The organism is Shimazuella sp. NTD247 (genome assembly GCF_059510415.1).
Window position 1 is genome coordinate 215,299 of record NZ_JCAJZU010000001.1, and the last position, 20,924, is coordinate 236,222.

At 37.0% G+C, this 20,924-nt stretch carries 22 protein-coding genes and 1 pseudogene; 12 read left to right on the plus strand and 11 right to left on the minus strand.

The features are described from left to right. The first annotated feature begins 512 nt into the window (after positions 1–512). Positions 513–977, plus strand: coding sequence for a protein kinase domain-containing protein (locus AC5WOC_RS00985; protein ID WP_496053543.1), 465 nt, complete (start codon positions 513–515; stop codon positions 975–977). A 517-nt stretch (positions 978–1,494) separates the two neighbouring features. Here the strand turns inward: AC5WOC_RS00985 and AC5WOC_RS00990 are convergent. Beyond that, on the minus strand, positions 1,495–3,027 hold the full coding sequence (locus AC5WOC_RS00990) for a vanadium-dependent haloperoxidase (RefSeq protein WP_496054136.1): 1,533 nt from the start codon (positions 3,025–3,027) through the stop codon (positions 1,495–1,497). 515 nt (positions 3,028–3,542) lie between these two features. Here AC5WOC_RS00990 and AC5WOC_RS00995 point away from each other — a divergent pair. Next, a complete protein-coding gene (locus AC5WOC_RS00995; protein ID WP_496053544.1) occupies positions 3,543–3,932 on the plus strand; it encodes a YkvA family protein in 390 nt (129 codons plus the stop codon). 86 nt (positions 3,933–4,018) lie between these two features. Here the strand turns inward: AC5WOC_RS00995 and AC5WOC_RS01000 are convergent, their stop codons facing one another. The 3 genes from AC5WOC_RS01000 to AC5WOC_RS01010 all read right to left on the minus strand — a co-directional run bounded on the left by AC5WOC_RS01000 (position 4,019) and on the right by AC5WOC_RS01010 (position 5,449). Then, positions 4,019–4,414, minus strand: coding sequence for a YndA family protein (locus tag AC5WOC_RS01000; RefSeq protein ID WP_496053545.1), 396 nt, complete (start codon positions 4,412–4,414; stop codon positions 4,019–4,021). Positions 4,415–4,600: 186 nt separating this feature from the next. Beyond that, the gene (locus AC5WOC_RS01005; RefSeq protein ID WP_496053546.1) at positions 4,601–4,915 is read right to left on the minus strand and encodes a hypothetical protein; all 315 of its coding nucleotides are present in this window, start codon (positions 4,913–4,915) and stop codon (positions 4,601–4,603) included. A gap of 333 nt (positions 4,916–5,248) precedes the next feature. Then, positions 5,249–5,449, minus strand: coding sequence for a cold-shock protein (locus AC5WOC_RS01010; RefSeq protein ID WP_496053547.1), 201 nt, complete (start codon positions 5,447–5,449; stop codon positions 5,249–5,251). A gap of 306 nt (positions 5,450–5,755) precedes the next feature. On the opposite strand from AC5WOC_RS01010, the gene AC5WOC_RS01015 reads away from it, so the two are divergent. The 4 genes and pseudogenes from AC5WOC_RS01015 (at position 5,756) to tnpB (ending at position 9,777) form a co-directional block, all read left to right on the plus strand. Continuing rightward, the gene (locus tag AC5WOC_RS01015) at positions 5,756–6,235 is read left to right on the plus strand and encodes a CarD family transcriptional regulator (RefSeq protein WP_496053548.1); all 480 of its coding nucleotides are present in this window, start codon (positions 5,756–5,758) and stop codon (positions 6,233–6,235) included. 508 nt (positions 6,236–6,743) lie between these two features. Then, positions 6,744–6,954, plus strand: a pseudogene (locus AC5WOC_RS01020) (AMP-binding enzyme); the annotation flags it as partial. 400 nt (positions 6,955–7,354) lie between these two features. After that, complete coding sequence (locus tag AC5WOC_RS01025) at positions 7,355–8,452, plus strand: L-dopachrome tautomerase-related protein (protein ID WP_496053549.1); 1,098 nt, start codon at positions 7,355–7,357, stop codon at positions 8,450–8,452. A gap of 197 nt (positions 8,453–8,649) precedes the next feature. Beyond that, complete coding sequence (gene tnpB, locus AC5WOC_RS01030) at positions 8,650–9,777, plus strand: IS200/IS605 family element RNA-guided endonuclease TnpB (RefSeq protein WP_496053550.1); 1,128 nt, start codon at positions 8,650–8,652, stop codon at positions 9,775–9,777. A 68-nt stretch (positions 9,778–9,845) separates the two neighbouring features. Here tnpB and AC5WOC_RS01035 read toward each other — a convergent pair whose 3' ends face one another. From AC5WOC_RS01035 to AC5WOC_RS01060, 6 genes are all read right to left on the minus strand, one after another. Then, the gene (locus AC5WOC_RS01035) at positions 9,846–10,145 is read right to left on the minus strand and encodes a spore coat protein (RefSeq protein WP_496053551.1); all 300 of its coding nucleotides are present in this window, start codon (positions 10,143–10,145) and stop codon (positions 9,846–9,848) included. A 16-nt stretch (positions 10,146–10,161) separates the two neighbouring features. Next, positions 10,162–10,356, minus strand: a complete 195-nt coding sequence (locus AC5WOC_RS01040) for a hypothetical protein (RefSeq protein WP_053362408.1) — start codon at positions 10,354–10,356, stop codon at positions 10,162–10,164. Positions 10,357–10,373: 17 nt separating this feature from the next. After that, a complete protein-coding gene (locus AC5WOC_RS01045; protein ID WP_496053552.1) occupies positions 10,374–11,510 on the minus strand; it encodes a zinc-dependent alcohol dehydrogenase in 1,137 nt (378 codons plus the stop codon). A gap of 18 nt (positions 11,511–11,528) precedes the next feature. Further along, entirely contained in the window at positions 11,529–11,897 is a 369-nt protein-coding gene (locus tag AC5WOC_RS01050) for a spore coat protein (protein ID WP_496053553.1), read from the minus strand. A gap of 16 nt (positions 11,898–11,913) precedes the next feature. After that, positions 11,914–12,159, minus strand: coding sequence for a spore gernimation protein GerQ (locus AC5WOC_RS01055; protein ID WP_341330248.1), 246 nt, complete (start codon positions 12,157–12,159; stop codon positions 11,914–11,916). A gap of 477 nt (positions 12,160–12,636) precedes the next feature. Beyond that, positions 12,637–12,816: a CBO0543 family protein gene (locus AC5WOC_RS01060; protein WP_496053554.1), complete on the minus strand. Its 180-nt coding sequence runs from the start codon at positions 12,814–12,816 to the stop codon at positions 12,637–12,639. A gap of 795 nt (positions 12,817–13,611) precedes the next feature. Between AC5WOC_RS01060 and AC5WOC_RS01065 the strand changes: the two genes are divergently transcribed. From AC5WOC_RS01065 to AC5WOC_RS01085, 5 genes are all read left to right on the plus strand, one after another. Further along, entirely contained in the window at positions 13,612–16,023 is a 2,412-nt protein-coding gene (locus tag AC5WOC_RS01065; RefSeq protein WP_496053555.1) for a heavy metal translocating P-type ATPase, read from the plus strand. A 13-nt stretch (positions 16,024–16,036) separates the two neighbouring features. Next, positions 16,037–16,273 carry a glutaredoxin family protein gene (locus AC5WOC_RS01070; protein WP_496053556.1) on the plus strand — a complete coding sequence of 79 codons (237 nt, stop codon included), beginning with the start codon at positions 16,037–16,039 and terminating at the stop codon, positions 16,271–16,273. A gap of 50 nt (positions 16,274–16,323) precedes the next feature. Continuing rightward, on the plus strand, positions 16,324–16,524 hold the full coding sequence (locus tag AC5WOC_RS01075; protein WP_496053557.1) for a copper ion binding protein: 201 nt from the start codon (positions 16,324–16,326) through the stop codon (positions 16,522–16,524). 32 nt (positions 16,525–16,556) lie between these two features. Next, positions 16,557–17,186 (plus strand): nitrite reductase, encoded by a 630-nt coding sequence (locus AC5WOC_RS01080; protein ID WP_496053558.1) that lies wholly within the window; start codon positions 16,557–16,559, stop codon positions 17,184–17,186. A 114-nt stretch (positions 17,187–17,300) separates the two neighbouring features. Then, positions 17,301–17,627 carry a metal-sensitive transcriptional regulator gene (locus tag AC5WOC_RS01085; protein ID WP_496053559.1) on the plus strand — a complete coding sequence of 109 codons (327 nt, stop codon included), beginning with the start codon at positions 17,301–17,303 and terminating at the stop codon, positions 17,625–17,627. Between the two features lie 802 nt (positions 17,628–18,429). On the opposite strand, the gene AC5WOC_RS01090 is transcribed toward AC5WOC_RS01085, so the two are convergent. Continuing rightward, a complete protein-coding gene (locus AC5WOC_RS01090) occupies positions 18,430–18,993 on the minus strand; it encodes a TVP38/TMEM64 family protein (protein ID WP_496053560.1) in 564 nt (187 codons plus the stop codon). A gap of 280 nt (positions 18,994–19,273) precedes the next feature. Here AC5WOC_RS01090 and AC5WOC_RS01095 point away from each other — a divergent pair, with 280 nt between their 5' ends. After that, the gene (locus tag AC5WOC_RS01095) at positions 19,274–20,839 is read left to right on the plus strand and encodes a multicopper oxidase family protein (protein ID WP_496053561.1); all 1,566 of its coding nucleotides are present in this window, start codon (positions 19,274–19,276) and stop codon (positions 20,837–20,839) included. Positions 20,840–20,924 lie beyond the last annotated feature (85 nt).

The window sequence follows — 20,924 nt, forward strand, 5'->3', positions numbered from 1 at the left end:
CATTTCCGTAGAGTCGCCACTCGCTATGACTAGTTGGCTATTTATTTTTTGGCGTTTGTTTATATTGCTTCCATTTTTAAGTTATTGAAGAAACATTCAATGAGATGTGGTTCTTTATAGATATATTAATCTAGACCTCTATTGAGCACCATAAGCTTTGTATTGCTTTCAGCAATATTCAAATGGCTTAGCATATCACAAACAGGAAGGGAGTCATGAACATTCCCTCTTGTCAATTGCAAAAGAATTTGGATTCTAAACCATCAACAATCGCATGGATTTTTATGGTTTTACACAAACCATAGAATTGCGTTAAACATGATACGATTGTTTCTTTTTGATGGATGATCGGTTGTATAAGGGGGAAAGAAATCTTTGATGCGTTCTTATAAAAAAAATACCATATTACAAGTTTTCAGACACGATCTAGAATTAACTGGAGTTGTTAGAGGATTATAATATAAATGAACTATTAAATTTTTTGGAGTAATCACTCCGGAAAAACTTTAATTTTGGTTAATGAAATAAGTGATGCTCTTTATTTTGCTCATAATGAAGTCAAAGTTGTTCATCGTGATTTGAGACCAAGTAACATTTTGGTTTCTAAACCCAATCAATTTCGTATTATTGATTTTGGTCTAGGAATTTTTTTAGAGGAAGAGCTTGTATCTAGAATAACAAGAACTGGTCAGAATATTCCGGGAGGTCACTGGACTGCTCCAGAGTTATTAACGAATCCAAAGTTGTCGGACCCTTGTACTGATATTTGCTCTTTAGGCGCTATTTGGTTTACATTGTTAATGGGTCACCCACCTGCTGGTGGGTATATTAAAGAAGAATTACAATCTCTAAATTTGGATGAATCATACTATGAGATGATATTAAAATGCTTGAATAAAAGAGAAAATAGATATAAAAACATAAATGACCTAATAAAAGATCTAGATGAGTTTAAAAGATATTCCCTTGGCAAATGAGACTGAATGTAGAAAAGACACAAAATTAATCATTATACTTCAATTTTTAGTTGAAGCAAAAGGGGCTATTCAAATTTGTTTCTTTTAAAAAAATAGATATCTTAAATGTATTTTTATTGATATCGATATAAAAATATGTATTCTCTAGAAATCATGCCAACCCAATTCACCACATTTTGCCCACACACTAAAAATCCTTGGGCTACCCTACATACATACAAGTGTATATAACCCCTTGATACACGGGACTTCATGCACCTACGTAACCTAGAGGAAACCCAAGGAAACACTTATATTTAATATGGAAGTATAATCGACACTCACTAAACGAGAGCCAATTTTCCTATATATAAAGGATTTGGCTTTACGTTTTTGTTTAAAACCTCATTTGACAGCATAAGATTTACACGCTCTATATTATTTAATGATACCAAATTCTATCTTTCAAAACTTCTGGTTCAAATACAAACAGTTGAATGTGTTCTGCATAAAAATAGGCCCATTTGACTTTGATGGACTAACAAGGAATTGTAATTGCTGTACCATCAAATTTAGTAAGATTAAAACCACTAAATATTTCGTTATAGGTCGAACAATAGTCTTTCAGAAGACCAATAGCTAGATTTTCCCCAAGTTTTAATCCTTCTAGTGCATCTGAGCGGTAGTGAATTCCTGCGAAATTACGACCGATAGAAATATTAGATACAAGTTTATTTAATTCTCCACCTACTGTTAAAGATGTCCCTGAGATAGGAAGTAGGGATAAACCATCTGCACTTGCTTGGACAGGATCAGGAAAAACAAAAGATTCATTGAAAAAAGCTTTAAGGATCGTTACTCCCGCACCAACAATGCAGGCATGGCCAGCAGGATAACTTGGATGAGCTGGAGACCCTTCAGGGTAAGCTTGAGGCAAAAGATAGGTTCCGAATTTACTAAAAACCCTACTAACTGCTCGAGAATGGAGTAGTTCTGAATTAATACGATAATCGGTTGCTTTGCTAAGAATGTTTTGAACAGCTCCTCCAAAAGCTTCTGGTCGTAGTTTCCGATGGACTAACCATTTTTGGAACCAACAAGCTTCAAGAGCAAGACGCGCTACTCTTGTTGCAAAGTCAAGTATGTGAACTTGACCAAAGGTAACAAAGCCAGTTTGCGTTAATGAATGAAGATAAGGATTACTTGCCGCTAGTGCTTTAGGACCAAGTCCAAGAAGGATCAGACAAGCATTTAATACAGCTTGAAAGGCGAAGTCAACATGGACCCATCCTCCTAAATCACGACCATTACGAATGTATCGTCTAACTGGATCATATGCGATAGTCGAAGTTGGAAGATCTCCATTTTGAATACTTAGCCATTCTTTATATTGAGTCATAAAATCAGTCTTTGCTATAGGTGTTCGATTTCTTTGCGCGATAGGAATTGTCCCATAGGGAATGTCCATCAGAAGAAATTGAGAAATATATGGACCTGCTAGATCTCCTGATAAATTACCACGAAATAGCGTGTTTGATGTAACCATTCCATTTACTTTAGGTCCGCGAAAATCATGAAGAGTAGATAATTCAGCTGCTGCTGCAAGTGTGAGGGGATTACTTCCATATTCTATAAAAGGAATGTCTCGAGTCAATGCTTGCCAATATAATTCAATCATTTCACCTGCTGCCCATGCACTACTAAGTGCAGGAGGAACAGCGATTTTGGGTTGATGAGAATCAGGAGCAACCAAATCAAACGCATAAGATGATTGTGGATTAACGAGTTTTACGACTCCTCTTAGTGAAATAGATTCAAACAATTGCGGATTTCCCGTTTCAAGAGCTTGGATGAGAGTATGGTATGTTGGAATATTTACTTCTCCCAAATTGTTATGTGGTAAGGCTTTTGAGAAGTTACCAATTTTGGTTGGAAATATATTTTCATCATTGTTACATGGATGATCAGGAAGAGGAAGCTTTTTATTAGCAATAGCTGTATTTCGACGCAGATGGAATGCACGCTGATTTCGATCAAGTGGTGTTTGTGGTCCAATTTCACAAACTCCCATTGGATCATTAGATTTCTTCCCTTTTTTTATTTGATCCTTCTTCTGCTTTCCTTTTTCCCCCACTATTCCATCCTCCTTTTATCAGACTTCTCTATTATTTTATTCAAATAAAATCTATTGGTATGGTCTAAGATCAGAGTGAAATAAGGAGTAATTTTTATAATATGATAGATCGTCAAGCTAAGTGCGACAATAATGGAGCCAGTCTCAGATAGAAGAGTGTTCAAGTCTATCTTTGCTATTAGGATCATTCCTAATATTTCATCGCCTAAACCTTCATCTGTTTCTACTATTCTAGGAGTATTTTTAAAGTAGTTTCATTCAATCAACTGTATTAGGTAAATCTTGCAATATGTATGGAATAAAATGAAGAAAGATGGCTTTCTGGTTGTACTAGAAGGCCATCTTTTTATATTAGTCCTTATTAAGTGATTTTTAGGTAAATTGTTTTTTCGCGTTTTCTACCTTTTTAGTCTAAGATAGGACAGGAAAGAGAAACTAGGGGAGAAGCAAAAATGAACCTACAATCATGGAAAAAATGGGCAAAAAAGCTGAAAAAAGAGGTGTTTACGTTGTACTTGGCTTATCAAGATCATCGGACACCTTTTTGGGCGAAAGTGGTCACGGTGGTTGTAGTAGCTTATGCATTTAGCCCGATTGATTTTATTCCCGATTTTATTCCTCTGTTAGGGTATCTGGATGATTTGATCTTGTTACCACTAGGGATTGCATTGGTGATTAAACTCATTCCTATCCAAGTAGTAGAAGAGAGTAGAGATAAAGCTGAATCTATTCTATCTAAACAAAAACCGAAGAGTTGGATTGCTGGTTTTATTGTGATTCTATTATGGATGCTTATGGTTGGTGGTATAGTTTATTTTATCTATCCTTATTTTAGTAGATGATAACGTGAAAATTTTATCTTATCTACATGAGTGCAATAAGCCATATCAATTTTAGGGGGGATTCATAAGAAACAGAGTCTTTGTGATCAATCCCAAATTGTCCAATGGCTATAGCTATTTTGCGTTTGAACATAAATTTCGGCTTGTCCATTAGACCCATCTACCCAAGGTTGAATATAATAGGAGAGACATGTTCTTCCATCTAGATATTTATTGGAGGCTACTACATCATCTGCATTATCAGGATCATATTCCTTGATAGTGAATAATCTACCATTATTGTCTTCATTGCATATTCTTACATATCCTGAAACATGTGCGCCATCTACATCGGTAATCCAAGCATTAAGAGTGGAGTTCCAATGTGTAATATCATTCTCCACTAACTGCCATCCTGCAGAATCTGCAAATGCGGATGAAACCGGTAACAATAGCGTGAAAATGGAAATAAGAAATGGTAGTACGGTCTTTTTTAAACTCATTTTGTCTACCTCCCAGTTGTTTGAACTGTATGCGTTTGCAAAACCAAAAAAGTATAATTGGAGCCATATTTCTCTTGAAACTAATTGTAAATCAAATAAAATAAAAAGCAATTACAAAATCAATCAAATTATTTCATAATTTTTTACCTCAAAAGAAAAAGTGTAAAATAGTATTATCCTGCTGTCTTAGAGATATGAGAAAGGGTAATAACAGTGAGCAAAGGTCGCTTGATGTGTGTGGACTTTTCTCACATGCTTGGTTTGAGATATTTCATTCTTAAATAATTGTCTAAAAGACAAACTTGCAGATTCTAAATATTCTTCTGGTGATTTACTACTGTTCTGTTTCCAATCAATTGAAGCTCCAAAAATCATCCAACTTAAAATGGTGGCTATCATTTTTAGCTTTTTATTACTTTCAGCTTGATACCTTTTTAATAAGGCTTCTATATTCATGGTCATATCAAGATAACTTTTTTGACAGCGTTCTGACAGGCTCATTTGAAATTTCGTAATGGTTTAAGGAACGGAATACATGCCCTCTTTAGGAGATAGCATCCGTTTTTAGAATATGAATATATAACGTTTGCTTGTAGATTTTGATCGTGATCTTTCATCTTTTATCCATCGTAAAAGGCATCCTTATTGGTAGATTTCAACATTACTATTGAATAGGTTGTTAGGTTATCCTGTCTCTTTCAGACATAAAAAAATCCCCTTCTACTCAACAATAGTAGGTCTATCGTGTCAGATAGCCTTTTTCCATTGTCAACTATTAGGAGATGTAATTAATACTATTTTGTCAACAGCTTACATGGTCAAATATACTATATATTACAGCTTGACAACGTTCGCAGCTTGGTCACCACGGTTTCCTTTTGTGATTTCAAAGCTTACTTTATCTCCGTCCTCAAGAGACTTAAATCCGTCTGTACTGATTGCTGAGAAATGAACAAAAACATCATCTCTTCCTTCCGCTTCGATAAATCCAAATCCTTTTTCTGAATTAAACCATTTAACTGTACCTTGAATCATAGATATAATACCTCCAAAAGTAAAATGAGTTGGCAATATTTACATAAAAAATTCATACATTAAAAAGAGTTATCCGTAAGAGATTATAACCCTTTTTAATGTATGAATTATATACTCCATATATACAACTAAAAATATTATATCATATCAAATAAGCTTTTTAAAGGAATTTCGCGAAATATTTTCTCGCACAATTTTAAGATTCAACACTTTTATTGTATTGACAAATTTTATTGAATATAATAAAATAAATATTTTTGTGTTTTTGATTCAACTATGATAGTATTAAGTAAAGGGGGTATGTATATGTTTCAAGTTGGTGATAAAATTGTTTACCCTTTACATGGAGCGGCTGTGATTCATGCCATTGAAGAGAAAGAGATTCTTGGAGAGATACAAAATTATTACATCATGAAGATGGCAATGGGAAAAGTACAAATTATGATTCCTGTAGAGAAAACAACCCAAGTTGGTATACGTTTAGCTGTCGATATCGATACGATGGATAATGTATTACTCACTTTACATGACAATGATTTTGATTCATCTATTGCTTGGAATCATAGATATCGTGTCAACGCGGATAAGATGAGAACAGGTGATATTGGTAAAGGGACTGAAGTCATCCGTGATTTAACCAAATTAAACAAAAAAAGAACACTTGGATTAAATGAAAGGAAAATGCTGGATAGCGCTATGCAAATTTTGATCAGTGAACTTGTTCTGGTGAAGGACATCGATGAGGAACAAGCAACCAGTTTATTAAATCAAATTGTTTATAATTAGTGAGAAATTACTTTGTGAAGGTGACATTTCAGAATGTGATCTGGGGATAATTTTTTGGAATCTTGGTCAACGAAGGTATATTCTTTAATGGTATTAGATCTGTTCATTTGAGGAGGATCGTTTACATATCAAGAAGGATTATCACCTCTGTACGAAGGGTATATCTTCATGATATGTAAAATTAGGGATCAGCCGCTATTGGGCTTCTTTTTTTTGTGTTCGGTTGGTAAGGATCAGGGACTAGCTCTCTAATTTCAAAAAAGGCATACTTGAGAAAGTAGCGATTTACAAAGAGAAATTCAGAATCTAGAGCAGCACAAATGCGATGAATTTACGATTTTACCGCTAAATGTTCCTGAGTTAAATCAGATCATAAATATTGTTCGGTGTACAATAGATTTATATTCAATCAATATTACAGAATATTCGATAATCCTATCGGGATAGTGCTTGAGTTCTATTTTTTTCGCTTTCCTTTAATTTCTGTTAACATTTTTGACAACAAGCTTATCGCGAAGAAACTCCAAAGGCTTATATTGTGCGCAAAAAAGGTATGTCTGTAATTTCATCAGAGTTGGATAAGTATTGCCGTGAAAACTCAGCTAGTTTTAAAAGTTTCTCGATTGTATGAATTTCGTGAGGAATTGCCCAAGTCAGCGATAGGCAAAATATTAAGAAGGGTTTTACAAGAGAAAACGAAACAGAAGAAAAGAGATTAGTCCAGTGAAAAACTGGGCTTTTTTTGATTGGGAATGATTATTCTAATTATTTCGATTTATAGTTCGAAACTTGAAATTGTATCATATAATGGATGAGAGCAAATATTTTTGTACAGAAATTTCTCAATGATAATAAATTCTTGGGGTTAGCGGATTCATGTTCGCCCAAGATCAACACCAAATTTCAAAGGTTTATATATAGTAAATTAAAATATAGATTGTGAAAACAAAGTATAAAAAGGAAATTTTCCTAATTTTTGTTTATAACAGCAACGTTGATTAGGGAATATGGAACTCCCCGTGGGTTTTCTCGCTCGCAATGTTATAAGAAACATGCACTGGAAAAAATATAAATCATATATAGATGATATCCCATTTGAATGCTTGAGGAGGATATTATGTGAAACTTATGTTACCTAGTGAAAAATATTTTGGTAAATTAGAGCTAGTATATGCATTTTATGGGGCTATGCCTACAGGTGTTACTGTTTCAGAAACCGGTCGTATTTTCATTTGCTTTCCGAAATGGGGAGACGATGTTAAATTTACGGTGGCGGAAATTGTTCAGGATAAGTTGCAGCCTTATCCTAATTTACAAACCAATTTGTTTAACCCCGAGAATATCACAATGACTTTCATCAGTATCCAAAGTGTAGTTGCTGATGGAAAGGGAACGCTTTGGATATTAGATACAGCGGCACCCAATTTTTCTGAACCTATTAAAGGAGGGGCAAAGTTAGTCGCTGTTGATTTAGAAACCAATACAATAAGAAAAGTATATACCTTTACAGAAGATGTTGTCCTGCCTACAACTTATCTGAATGATGTCCGTTTTGATTTTCGTGTTGGAAAAGCAGGTTATGCCTATATAACGGATTCTTCTTCAAGAGGACCAGGAGCTATTATCGTTGTAGATTTATCAGATGGAAACGCGTTTAGACGGTTAAATGGGGCAAATTCAACTTCACCCGATCCCTATTTTTTACCGAAAGTAGAAGGTCAAATTTTAATGAATCGAAACAAAGATGGTTCAACTTCTCCATTTAGATTGGCGTCTGATAGTCTTGCGATTTCTCCCGATGGAAAGATATTATATTTTGCTCCACTAACCAGTCGTCATTTGTTCTCCATCTCAACAGAAGCCCTGAGAGACAGAACGATACCGGACATGGATCTACCTTATCATGTGGAGTATTGGGGAGAAAAAGGTGCGTCTGATGGAATGATCACGGATGCAAAGGGAACTGTTTATGCTGGAGATTACGAAAACAACAGCATTCGTAAAATATTGCCAAATGGCATGATGGAAACTATCGCACATGATCCGAGAATTTTGTGGGCGGATACTTTTTCAATTGGTCCGGATCAATATTTGTATTTCATTGTGAACCAATTACATCGGCAGCCTAGATTTCATTATGGAAAAGACTTACGACAGAAACCTTATAGTTTACTCCGTATAAAAATTGATGAATTTCCTGCTTCGACTTTTTCATAATAAAAATAGTCAATTAATTGTTTTTATAACATTGCGAGCGAGAAAACCCACGATTTTAATCGTGGGATAAAAGCGAGCATCAGACAAAGGGTAACTTTGTGTCCTCACACAAGCCTGACTATTTTTTGGATATACTTGACAAAAAGCAAACATACGATCTATAATATTCGCAAGATTTTGAACGAAGAGGTGATCCGATGCATAAAGCATTTTCCTACCGTCTTCAACCGACCAAAGCACAAGCAATCCTGATCCACAAATCCATTGGCTGTAGCCGTTTTGTATTCAATCATTTTCTTGGGGAATGGAACAGAGTGTATCAAAAAACCGGGAAAGGGCTGGCCTATTCCACCTGTTCCCGTGTTCTGACCGAGAAAAAACGGGAGTTAGCATGGCTGAAAGAAGTCGATTCTACTTCCCTGCAAAACACCCTCAAACACCTTGCAGATGCTTTCCAGCGCTTTTTTCAAAAACAAAACGATGCTCCGCGTTTCAAAAGCAGGAAAAATCGGGTACAAGCCTATACCAGTCAGTGTAACTATCCCAAAAATAGCAGACCATCTATCGAAATCGAGGGGAACAAAATCAAATTGCCAAAATTAGGTTGGGTAAGGTTTGTCCCATCGCGAGAAATAAGTGGTCGTATTTTGTCTGCTACGATTCGTCGTACACAGGCGGGAAAATACAAAATATCCATCCTTTGTGAGGGATGCTACTTGCGATCCGTTCCTGCGAGAAAAGAAGCCATTGGCATCGATTTAGGGCTGAAGGAATTTGCTATTTTCGATGATGGAACGAAAATAAATGCGAACCGATTTTTTCGCCATTACGAACAAAAGCTTGCAAAAGCGCAGCAAACGATGGCACGAAGAAAAAAAGACGGCTCCAATTGGCACAAAGCCCGCATCCAAGTGACCCGCATTCATGAGAAGATCACTCATGCCCGCCATGATTTTTTACATAAACTATCCACGAAACTGGTGTACGAAAACCAAGTCATCAGTATTGAAAACCTACAAGTGAAAAACATGGTGAAAAATCATAAGCTGTCGAAATCGATCACCGATGCTTCATGGTCGGAATTTGTTACGATGTTGGAATACAAAGCAAAAGAATACGGAAGAAAATTGGTGAGAGTAGGAAAATCTTTCCCATCCAGCCAGCGTTGTTCGAGTTGTGGCTATAAAAACAAAGAAGTGAAGAAACTCCAGCTGCGAGAATGGACATGCCCAGAATGTGGCATTTCCCATGATCGAGATATCAATGCAGCCAAAAACATATTGAAAGAAGGTAGAAGGTTACTTGCCGTGGGGCTCACGGTCTAAGCTTGGTAAACTTCCTTGGATTACCGAGGATTACCCAAGAATCCCACGGCTTTAGCCGTGAGGAGTTGTCAAAATGTCGGTAAGTTCAATGCTGTATTGATATTATTTAAATCCAAACTGATCTGTTCGTTTGTATCCCAAGCATGGTACCATCCTTTTTCCACCATATATGCGGATATTTGTTCATGCATATCAAGAGCTTCCACTAAATGGCGAGTGAGCATTTCTTTAATTTCTGGTGTTCCTGCCTCCGTAACTGCCATGGAATAATTTCTAATTCCACTTTTAGCTGAAATGAGTAGATCCATTGCAACTACTTGATCCGATAGTGCGTCCATGCCAGTTAAAGTTTCAATAATTGGATTCATGTTCATTCATCTCCTATTACTGCTTAGCATTGGTAAGGATAGAAGCATATTCTTGTAATTGCCTCGTAGATACATCAATGTCTTGCTGCATAATATCTTTTAATAGCTGATCTGTAACTAACGCTTTCATCGTTTTGGATTTAGTTAAACAAGTGGTCTTAAATGCAGCCATCTCATGGACCTCTAGAACTTCATGTAAGGCGTAGTTCATTTTTTAACCTCCTTTCCTCAAGGTTTCAACACGACTTTTATACAATTATCCATTTTTGTGTCAAAAATCTCATAGCCACGCTTTGCCTCACTAAGTGGAAGTACATGACTTACGATATCTCCTGGATCAATTTTTCCGGTCGAAACTAATTCAAACATATATGGCATATAATGAATCACAGGTGCTTGTCCAGATCGAATATTGACGTTTCTGTTCATAATATCTCCCATTGGGAATCCATTATATCTACCACCGTAAACGCCTGTAACTTGAATTGTTCCGCCTTTACGCACTGCTTGTGAAGCCATGATAAACGCACTGAATGCTCCGCCTTGAAGTTTCATTCCGCTCGCCAGGAACTCTATATCAGTCATTTTACCGTCCATACCAACTGCATCAATGACAACATCAGCGCCGCCCTTCGTTATTTCTTTCAAATGCATTCCCACATTTTCAAAGTGCTCGAAATTTACAATTTCAACTTTGTTGGTACGTTTGGCGTGTTGCAAACGATAGTCTACATAATCTACGGCAATGACACGCTTTGCTCCTTTTAGCCAACAGAATTTTTGAGCAAAAAGACCAACCGGACCACAGCCAAGAACAATAACTGTATCTCCATCCTTTACGCCTGCATTGTCAACACTCCAAAAACCAGTAGTCATCGCATCGGCAATAACCGCTAACTTTTCATCTGGTTCTTCACAAGTCTCTGGAATTTTGAAATGAGTAAAGTTGGCAAAAGGCACTCTTAAATATTCCGCTTGCCCACCTGGATAGCCCCCCGTCGTACCAGAATATCCGAAATAGGCACCCATATCACCATTATCATTAGAATTATCACATTGGCTTTCCAAATGGTTTTTACAAAAAAAGCATTCACCGCATGCTATATTAAAGGGAATAATTACTCGATCTCCCTTTTTTAGTTTAGTCACACTTGGACCAACTTCTTCGACGATTCCCATTGGTTCATGGCCAATAACATAGTTTTCTTGCAGGTTAGGAATCATGCCGTGAATTAAATGTAAATCAGACCCGCATATAGCTGTGCTCGTTACTTTAATAATCATGTCATCTGGTTTTTCAATCTTTGGATCTGGAACTTCTTTGACTACCACATTTTTAATACCTTGATATGTTACTGCCTTCATTTGTTACAGCCTCCAGTGTTAGTGTTCATCAGGTGTCCGGTCAAACATACCTTTTCTATTGGTCTCAACAGGGAATAGATTCATTTTGCCAATCATCAATGTATTGTTGGCAGAGAGTTGGTCTAATTGATATTGTTCATTTAGTTCGTATGGATGGAACCATTTTTTACCAATCATTAGTTCTGTAATTTCTTGGTGCATGGCAATCCCTTGCATTAACTGGTTTCGTAAGAGAGTTCTCACATCAGGTGATGCAGACTCCGTTAATGCGACAGCAATATTGCGCACACCTTCTTTGGCACGAAGAAGTAAATCCATCGCAAATGTGGTATCTGCTAGCTCTGGTACATATAGCGCGTTTATAGGGTCTAAATAGTCCTGGTTCAATGAATTTGCCTCCTTTTCAATTTATTATTGGTGTTGGACGGTTTTGAGGAACTGGAGCTTCAAAAGGGGCGCGTTGATAAACTGCCTGTAATTCTCCAAGCGCTTGCATGGATTGTTCAACATCTTTTTGCATTAATGCTCTCAAATCATGATCAAATACGAGTCCTTGCATTAGTTTTGATTTCGCTAAGCAAAGGGTTTTGAAATTAATAACTTCATGTAAATCCAATGATTCATGATCGGCTAATTTTTGATTATCCATTTCTAATTAACCTCCTTATTCATTAATACAATCAATTGTATTGTTCCAAAAATAGGAGGGTAATTATTCTTTAAAGTTTTTTCATAAATTGGATAAATCATCTTAAATGGTTGGAATACTCATAAGATGGGAAAATTCATTTATTGTGATGGCTGAGGATGATTACTGCAGCGGTCTTTTTCTTGTAGCTAAAAAATGTTCAACCAGATGTTTCTGGTTGAAACTTATAATACGAAAGAAGAAATGCCTCCATCCTTTTTACCCTTATTCTTGATTAAGAACCTCAAGGAAAATCGTATTTATTATTGAAGAGCCGTCTTATAACAGACATTGAAAATCTGACCAATAAAAAGGAAAAAGAAAGAGAATAAAAAGTAGTTTTCTTAACAAGCTGTGTATTTTTTCTAGCCATAGCTTAGTAATAGTCATCTGTACACTGAAATATGAAAAGGCACTGAAGGATGCGAGAATCCTTAGTCAGTTGTTTATAAAAGACATAAGAAATTGGAAAAGTATGTAATCAAACACCATACTTGTTTTAACTTGTTTTGGAGATCGGGTAGGATATTTAACATAACCTTTATTTACAACCAGTTTATTGACCAATGATGCATAATAACTTTTTATAAAGAAAACAAGGAGCCAGTCCCTTTGCAAGTGGTTTTTTAATTAAGTAAATAAAGGAACTAATACCAAAGAAGTTCGAGAAAAGAGAAAAAAGTGTCCAAGACGATGGGAATGACTGGAGCCCTGACATATAAAGGGAAGACGTTTGTTCTGAACTGCCCCGCAGACGACAATAGCTTTTATTACAGTAATCCCACGGCGATTTTTATGTAAAAAGTTCAGTGCATAATACAGCCTTGCTAGATGATTGAGTTCGACAATATCCAGTGGCAGTAGTTATGAATGTAAATTTGGTGAGCTTAATAGTGGTTCGTCATTTAGCAGTGTGTATCTCAGTGGTGCACACTGCTAAAAAAGTACAATTCTTATAACGTAAAGCATTAGCGAAGAAAGGGGTTTCCGCAAGCTTGAAAAAAACACTTTACATAGGGTAGAGGGGTATGCTATATTTAAAACAGTCAGGAGGACATAGAAAAAAGTCCTTCAAATACTTAGAAGATAAGGAAGTTAATGATAATATAATTCATCTTTATGGAGGAAAGAATAATGAAAAAAGAAGTATTACAGGTACAAGGGATGGGTTCCGAATATTGTGCCATGATCGTTAAAGGGGCATTAAAGCAATTCAACGCGAAAGTATAAGTAGATTTGCCAACGAAAACAGTAACAATAGAATGATGAGGAAGGACAAGTAAGTTTAGATGCAATGAAAGAAGCGATTGAAAATCAAGGTTATGATGTAGGTTAAGGATATATACCTTAGAGGGATAAAAAATTTTTGTGTCCATTATACCCATATAGGGTATATAAATGGAAGGAGTTCACATGATGACAACACAGCAAAAGATGAAAATTACAGGAATGACTTGTGCCGCCTGTGCCAATCGAATCGAAAAAGGGTTAAAAAAAGTTCCAGGGGTATCCGATGCGAATGTAAATTTTGCTCTCGAAACGGCTACCGTTTCCTATGATGCATCACAAACCAATGTATCCGAACTAGAAGCAAAAATTTCTTCTCTGGGTTATGGAACGATTAAAGAAACAGCAGAGTTTAAATTAATTGGAATGACCTGTGCGGCTTGTGCCAACCGAATTGAAAAAGGGTTAAACAAACTTCCAGGAGTATCGAAAGCAACCGTTAACTTTGCTTTGGAAACAGCACGAGTGGAATATTCTTCAGAAGAAGTAACGACCAAAGAGATGGTTCAAAAAGTAGAAAAATTAGGGTATAAAGCAGAGGCAAAACAAGAAGCAGGAAGCGATACTGATCATCGCCAAAAAGAAATCCAAAAACAGACAAGAAAGTTTTTCTTTTCTGCCTTGTTATCTTTGCCGCTACTATGGGCGATGGTGAGTCACTTTTCCTTTACTTCGTTTATTTGGGTACCAGAAATCTTTATGAATCCTTGGTTTCAGTTTGCACTAGCAACACCTGTTCAATTTATTATTGGTAGACATTTCTATGTGGGAGCATATAAAGCGTTACGAAACAAAAGTGCGAATATGGATGTGCTAGTAGCCTTAGGGACATCTGCAGCTTATTTCTACAGTTTATATCTCAGTATCCTAAATATTGGTCAACATGGACACCATCAAGTAGAACTTTATTATGAAACCAGCTCCGTACTGATCACCTTGATTCTTCTTGGAAAATTGTTTGAAGTACGTGCAAAGGGACGTTCCTCTGAAGCGATTAAGAAACTGATGGGATTACAAGCCAAAACTGCCTTAGTAGTTCGAGAGGGACAAGAAGTTCAAATTCCGATTGAAGAAGTAGAAACGGATGATGTATTGATTGTGAAACCTGGAGAGAAGATTCCAGTTGATGGGAAAGTCATCGAAGGAACTTCCGCAGTAGATGAATCCATGTTGACTGGAGAAAGTATTCCGATTGAGAAGCGGATTGGAGATTCCGTAATTGGTGCAACGATCAACAAAAATGGTCGTCTCTTGGTCAAAGCTACCAAAGTAGGAAAAGATACTGCTCTAGCCCAAATTATTAAAGTAGTAGAAGAAGCTCAAGGTTTCAAAGCTCCGATTCAACGGGTAGCGGATCAAATTTCAGGCGTATTTGTACCCATTGTTGTAGGGATTGCAGTTGTAACTTTTTTTATCTGGTATTTTGCAGTTGATCCTGGACAATTTGCTAGTGCATTAGAAAAAGGAATTGCGGTATTGGTCATTGCTTGTCCTTGTGCTTTGGGATTAGCTACTCCAACCTCGATCATGGCAGGATCTGGTCGGGCAGCGGAATGGGGCGTTTTATTCAAAGGAGGAGAACATCTAGAATCTACTCACCGAATCAACACTGTTGTATTAGATAAAACCGGTACGATTACCAATGGTAAACCGGTATTAACCGATGTGTTAGTGACAGATGCAGTTGAAGAAACCCATTTCTTAACGCTAGTTGGTGCAGCAGAGAAAAACTCAGAGCATCCATTAGCAGAAGCAATCGTAGAAGGCATTCAAGAAAAAGGGATTGCTCTACCAAATGCTACGGAATTTGAGGCAATTCCCGGTTATGGAGTTCGTTCGGTAGTCGAGAACAAAGAGTTGTTCATTGGGACACGAAAACTAATGGCAAAACACAACATTGAAGTAGAAGCAGTTCAAACTGTTATGGCTGAACTAGAGGAATCTGGTGAAACAGCGATGTTAGTAGCTATCGATGGGCAATATGCAGGGTTAGTAGCAGTTGCCGATACGGTGAAAGATACTTCTTCGGAGGCCATTCGTCGTCTGAAAGATTTAGGTCTAGAAGTAATCATGATCACAGGGGATAATAAGCGAACCGCTGAGGCAATTGGTCGAGAAGTCGGAGTGGATCGAGTGCTGGCAGAAGTACTGCCAGAAGGAAAAGCGGAAGAAGTGAAAAAACTGCAAGCAGAAGGCAAGAAAGTGGCGATGGTTGGAGATGGGATCAATGATGCACCAGCACTGGCAACAGCAGATATTGGGATGGCAATTGGTACTGGAACTGATGTAGCAATGGAAGCAGCTGATGTGACACTCATGCGGGGAGATTTAAAAAGTATTGCTGATGCCATCTTTATGAGTCGTAAAACGATGGGCAACATCAAACAAAATCTATTCTGGGCACTTGCTTATAACGTCATTGGTATCCCAATTGCTGCATTTGGTTTCCTTGCTCCATGGTTAGCAGGAGCAGCAATGGCACTCAGTTCCGTATCTGTCGTACTAAATGCCCTACGCCTACAACGAGTGAAACAATGAGGAGGAGAAACAAATGAATGTAGTGGTGTATACCATTCCAACTTGTCCAGATTGCCATCAGGCCAAGCGCTATTTCCAGGAGAATGATGTGCCTTTCCAAGAAAAAGATTGTACCACCAATCCTGACTACCCTCAGGAGGTATATGATTTGACTGGAAAGCAAGTAGTACCTACTATCATTATCGATGATCAAGTTTTTGTTGGTTTTTCCGATAACTATGACGCTATTCACCAGCTTATCCAACGATAAGTTTTGGAAAGAGTAAGATGAAGAAATCAAATACAAAGGAGAGTTAAAAGATGTCGCAAGTAAAGTTAAAAGTAGAAGGTATGAGTTGCAATCATTGTGTAGTTGCCATTGAAGGAGTATTACAGGAAATTGGTTCAAAAGGAAAAGTGGATTTGGCTAATGACACGGTGTCTGTAGATTATGACGAAAAGAAATTGTCTTTGAACCAGATCAAAGAAGCAATCGAAGATCAAGGGTACGAAGTTGTTTAATCAAGGGTTTAGACGAAATAGGGGGAGTATGGATGGCTTTAAAAAAGTTCGCGGTGACACCAGGCTTTGACGTAGGTGGATTCTTGTTTAAACCCGAGCAATTAGCTGTACTTGGTTCTATCGTAGGGGAAGACGCTAATATTGAAATGACTAATTTTGGTCAGCTATATGTAGCGATGGATGAGCAACAGATGGAAGAAGTAAAAGAAAAATTACGAGAAATGGGATTGAAGATTCATTCTACTGGTTTTTATAGCAAGAACTTAATTGCCTGTAATTTTTGCAGAGGGGCGAAAGAAGCAGGATTAGACGTAGCCAGAAAGCTAGATGGAGCCATTGCAGGACATCCAACACCAAGCCCCTTAAAGATTGGCTATGCTGGATGTGCACTTGGAACCAGTGAACCTCTGTTGAAAGACATCGGGGTAGTGAAAATGAGAGATACGTTTGACATCTATGTGGGTGGAGAACCAAAAGGGTTAAAAGCCGCACTTGGTCAACAGTTGCTCTCAGGACTACAAAAAGTACAATTGATTCCAATACTCACTGGATTGATCCAATACTATCAAGAAAACGGGAAAAAGAAAGAGAAGTTTTCGAGGTTTGTCAAACGTATATCTATGGAAACACTCAGAGAAGTAGTGAGTGATCGTCAGCAGTAAGTGCTTGGTACGAAATTTTGACTGTTTTTATTTATCCTTTATATAGGATAGGGGAGTAGGTTATAATAAAGTATATCTTAAAATTGAATACGAACTAGAAAGGAGTGAATTTCGATGGGAGAACAGCTATTGGAAACTCAATCTCTTGAATCGTGCCATCAGGAGCGAAAAAGCCATCATTCCGAAAAAATAAAGAAAAATTTAATGAATCGACTCAGCCGCATTGAGGGACAGGTACGAGGGGTAAAAGGACTTATTGAAAAGGATACGTATTGTGATGATGTATTAAATCAAATCTCCTCTATTCAATCCTCTTTAAACAGTGTAGGGAAATTATTATTGGAGCATCATATGAAAAGTTGTGTAATTGAACGTTTTCAAGAAGGGGATCAAGATGTCATTGATGAGCTTTTGACAACGATGCATAAGTTGATGAAGTGATAACATCTAAAAGGAACAACGATCTGTTTTACAGAGGTTGTTCCTTTTCTGTTTCGTTATTTCATTCCATATATAAGTAGAGATTCACTGGAAACCTCAAATCCATCCACATTCCCGAAAAGTGGAATTTATAAAATTTGAGGTGAGTTTCAGTATCAAGGGAAAGTATTCATCGCACCTTTCGTGATTCAAGTTTCATAGGGTTTATTATAACATTGCGAGCGAGAAAACCCACGGTTTAAATCGTGGCATGAAAGCGAGCGTTGAACCAGGGTAAGGAATTTTCCTTCACTAGTTCAATCTTTGGAAAAAAGCAAGTTTACAAACAAACATTCCCATGGTAATAGATGTATAGTCGTGACAGACGAAAACCAAGTTTGCTCGCGGCAAAGAAGAAATCAACAAACATAAACCGTGGGGCGCACGGGGTTAGCTTGGTAATGAAATAGTCATGAGGCTATCGTCCCAAGAATCCAACGGCTTTAGCCGTATGGAGTTGTCAATGGGTGGTTGTTCTTCAAAAAATGACAAACAAGATATGAAAAATATGAACAATATGGACCATTCTCAGATGAATCATAAGAACTAAGGAATTAGTAAAAATGATTCTAATAAGGATAACAAACTAAACACGGAAATAAATATATTTCATTGTAGAATGCCAGTTTCTAGACTGGCTATTCTTTATGCGGCTTTAATGACTGAATCCATGAATCTAAAACTTACCTATAATATTGATATCTATAAAATTAGGAATCTTCATTTATAGTGGAGTTATTAGCAAAAGGAATCGATCAAGTAACTACCAATCGCTACTGTTTGCTCCGCTCTTTTTTAGCACGACATATACTAGACTTAATGAAAGGAGAGTAAGGATGAGTTGGATATAATACTCTTTGATATGAAGGAAACCATAGCTTATCCATGTTTCAAGGGCAATAGATGGAACTTTTCCAATCAAGGTGGATAAGAAAAAAGGAAAAAAAGAAATGGTGGTTAACGCTCCAACTAAATTAATCAATCCAGAAGGAATAAAGGGAGTGATTCTGATGGCAAGTAATGCAAGGAATTGCCGAAAAGGAGTAAGCCTGTTCAAGGACTGAATCCATTTCCAATTTCTATGCCGTTGCACTTTTGCCACTTGAATTCCCTTATGATAGAACCAAAAAGCAGCAGTTGATCCAATTACTTCTCCTAGCCATGATAATGTACCTCCCCACCATGGTCCCCACATGAGAACATTTGCAGTTGTTACAAATATAGAAGGAATAAAGCCAATCAGGTTGATTATCCCATTTAATAATAAACTAACTGGAATAGCCCAAAAGCCTAGTTCGGAAAAGACTTGTACAATTGGTTGTGTCATAAATTCCTCCATCTATTAAATCTTCGGTATTCAGGTTCCTTATACTCTTCTAGTCTAAAAAATGCAAACGATGTTCGATTTAAGGGACTCTATTTTTTGTAGTTTCCTTTGACTCAATATAACTGGATAATAGCAAAAAACAGCTGCCTAATAAATGTAATGCTTGAAAAAGGTATCTTTCAAAGATACTTTCAGATGTTCTGGAGAAATGTATCCTCATATGATCTACATAATCTTTCATTAAAATAGGATTGTATTTTTAATGAAGGAGAGAAACAACATGAGTAAATCAGCAAAATGGAGAATTATTTCTGCTATTGTCATATTCGTAATTGCTATTGTTCTGGCAGAAGTATTTATATATCGAGCGCAATCGGGTGGTAAGGAAGGTGGTCAAATTGCCACTCCAAAAGTTTCTACCGATAAACAAGGCAGGACATTGAAACAATTTACTGTTGTTGCAAAAGAAACAAATTGGGAATTAGGAAATGGATACAAAGTAGATGCCCTGACTTATGATGGTACTGTTCCCGGTAATACCATAAAGGTGACGCAGGGAGATCATGTGCAGGTACAGTTAAAAAATAACATGAAACAGCCTGTTACGATTCACTGGCATGGTTATCCAGTGCCAAACGGGATGGATGGCGTTGCTAGTATGACACAAGATGCGGTCGCACCTGGCAAAAGCTTTACGTATGATTTTATTGCAACGGTTCCAGGTACTTACTATTATCATTCGCACTATGATAGTGCCAATCAAGTAGATCGTGGTCTATATGGTGTATTGATTGTCCAACCAAAAAAAGAAACAGTGAAATATGACAAAGACTATACGCTTGTTTTAGATGAGTGGGCTATAACCAATAATTCTAGTGAAGAGATGGATCACTCCAATAACGATATGAGTTCAATGGATATGAACATGGATCATTCCAATATGAGTTCTTCTGATATGAAAATGGATCATTCCTCTACAACGAATATGGATCACGACCAGATGATGAAGCAAATGTATAATGTCTACTCCGTGAATGGGAAAACGGGTTCTTCGATTCAACCGCTAAAAGTAAAAAAAGGGGAACGTATTCGGCTTCGATTAGTAAACGCAGGGTATTTAACTCATCAGGTTCATTTGCAAGATCAATCTTTTCAGGTTATAGCGAGCGACGGAAATGCGATCTCTAATCCACCAGTAATCAAAAATCAACTTATACCCATTGGGGCTTCGGAAAGATACGATATTAGCTTTGTTGCTGGTGATAAAAGTTTTGCCATTGATCTTCATGATGGGACAAACGCAGCAAAATCGTTGGTAATACCTGTAGAAGTGGAAGGGGATGAAGAGGGACCATATCAAGCCGATACCTCCAAACTTCCTCTATTGGATATCACTCAGTATAGTAAAAATGCAGCAAGTAAATTAAGCGGATACCAATCGACTTTTACCTTTCATTTGAATTCAAAAATGGAAAAAGGTGAACAAGTATATACAATCAACGGAAAAACATGGCCAAATACGGAAGAGATCGATGTAAAAACCGGCGAAAAAGTAAAAATCACGTTGATCAATGATGGAAAATCAGATCATCCGATGCACCTTCATGGTCATACCTTCCAAGTATTAAGTAAAAACGGGAAACCTATTACCGAACAATTGAACAAGGATACCTTAGTAATAAAACCAGGAGAAAGGTATGAAATCGGTTTTATTGCAAACAATGCAGGTACTTGGATGTTTCATTGTCATGATTTACATCACGCAGCTGCAGGAATGATGACAGATGTGAAGTATCTTGATTATCAAGGAAAATATCAATCCAACCGAACAAAAGCGCATGAGTAAAAGAGAAATATGTAATTAGTTAATGATGTACGTTCCTAAAGAGCCAATGAACCTCATTCTTCCATTTTGTGAGGTGTATTGGCTC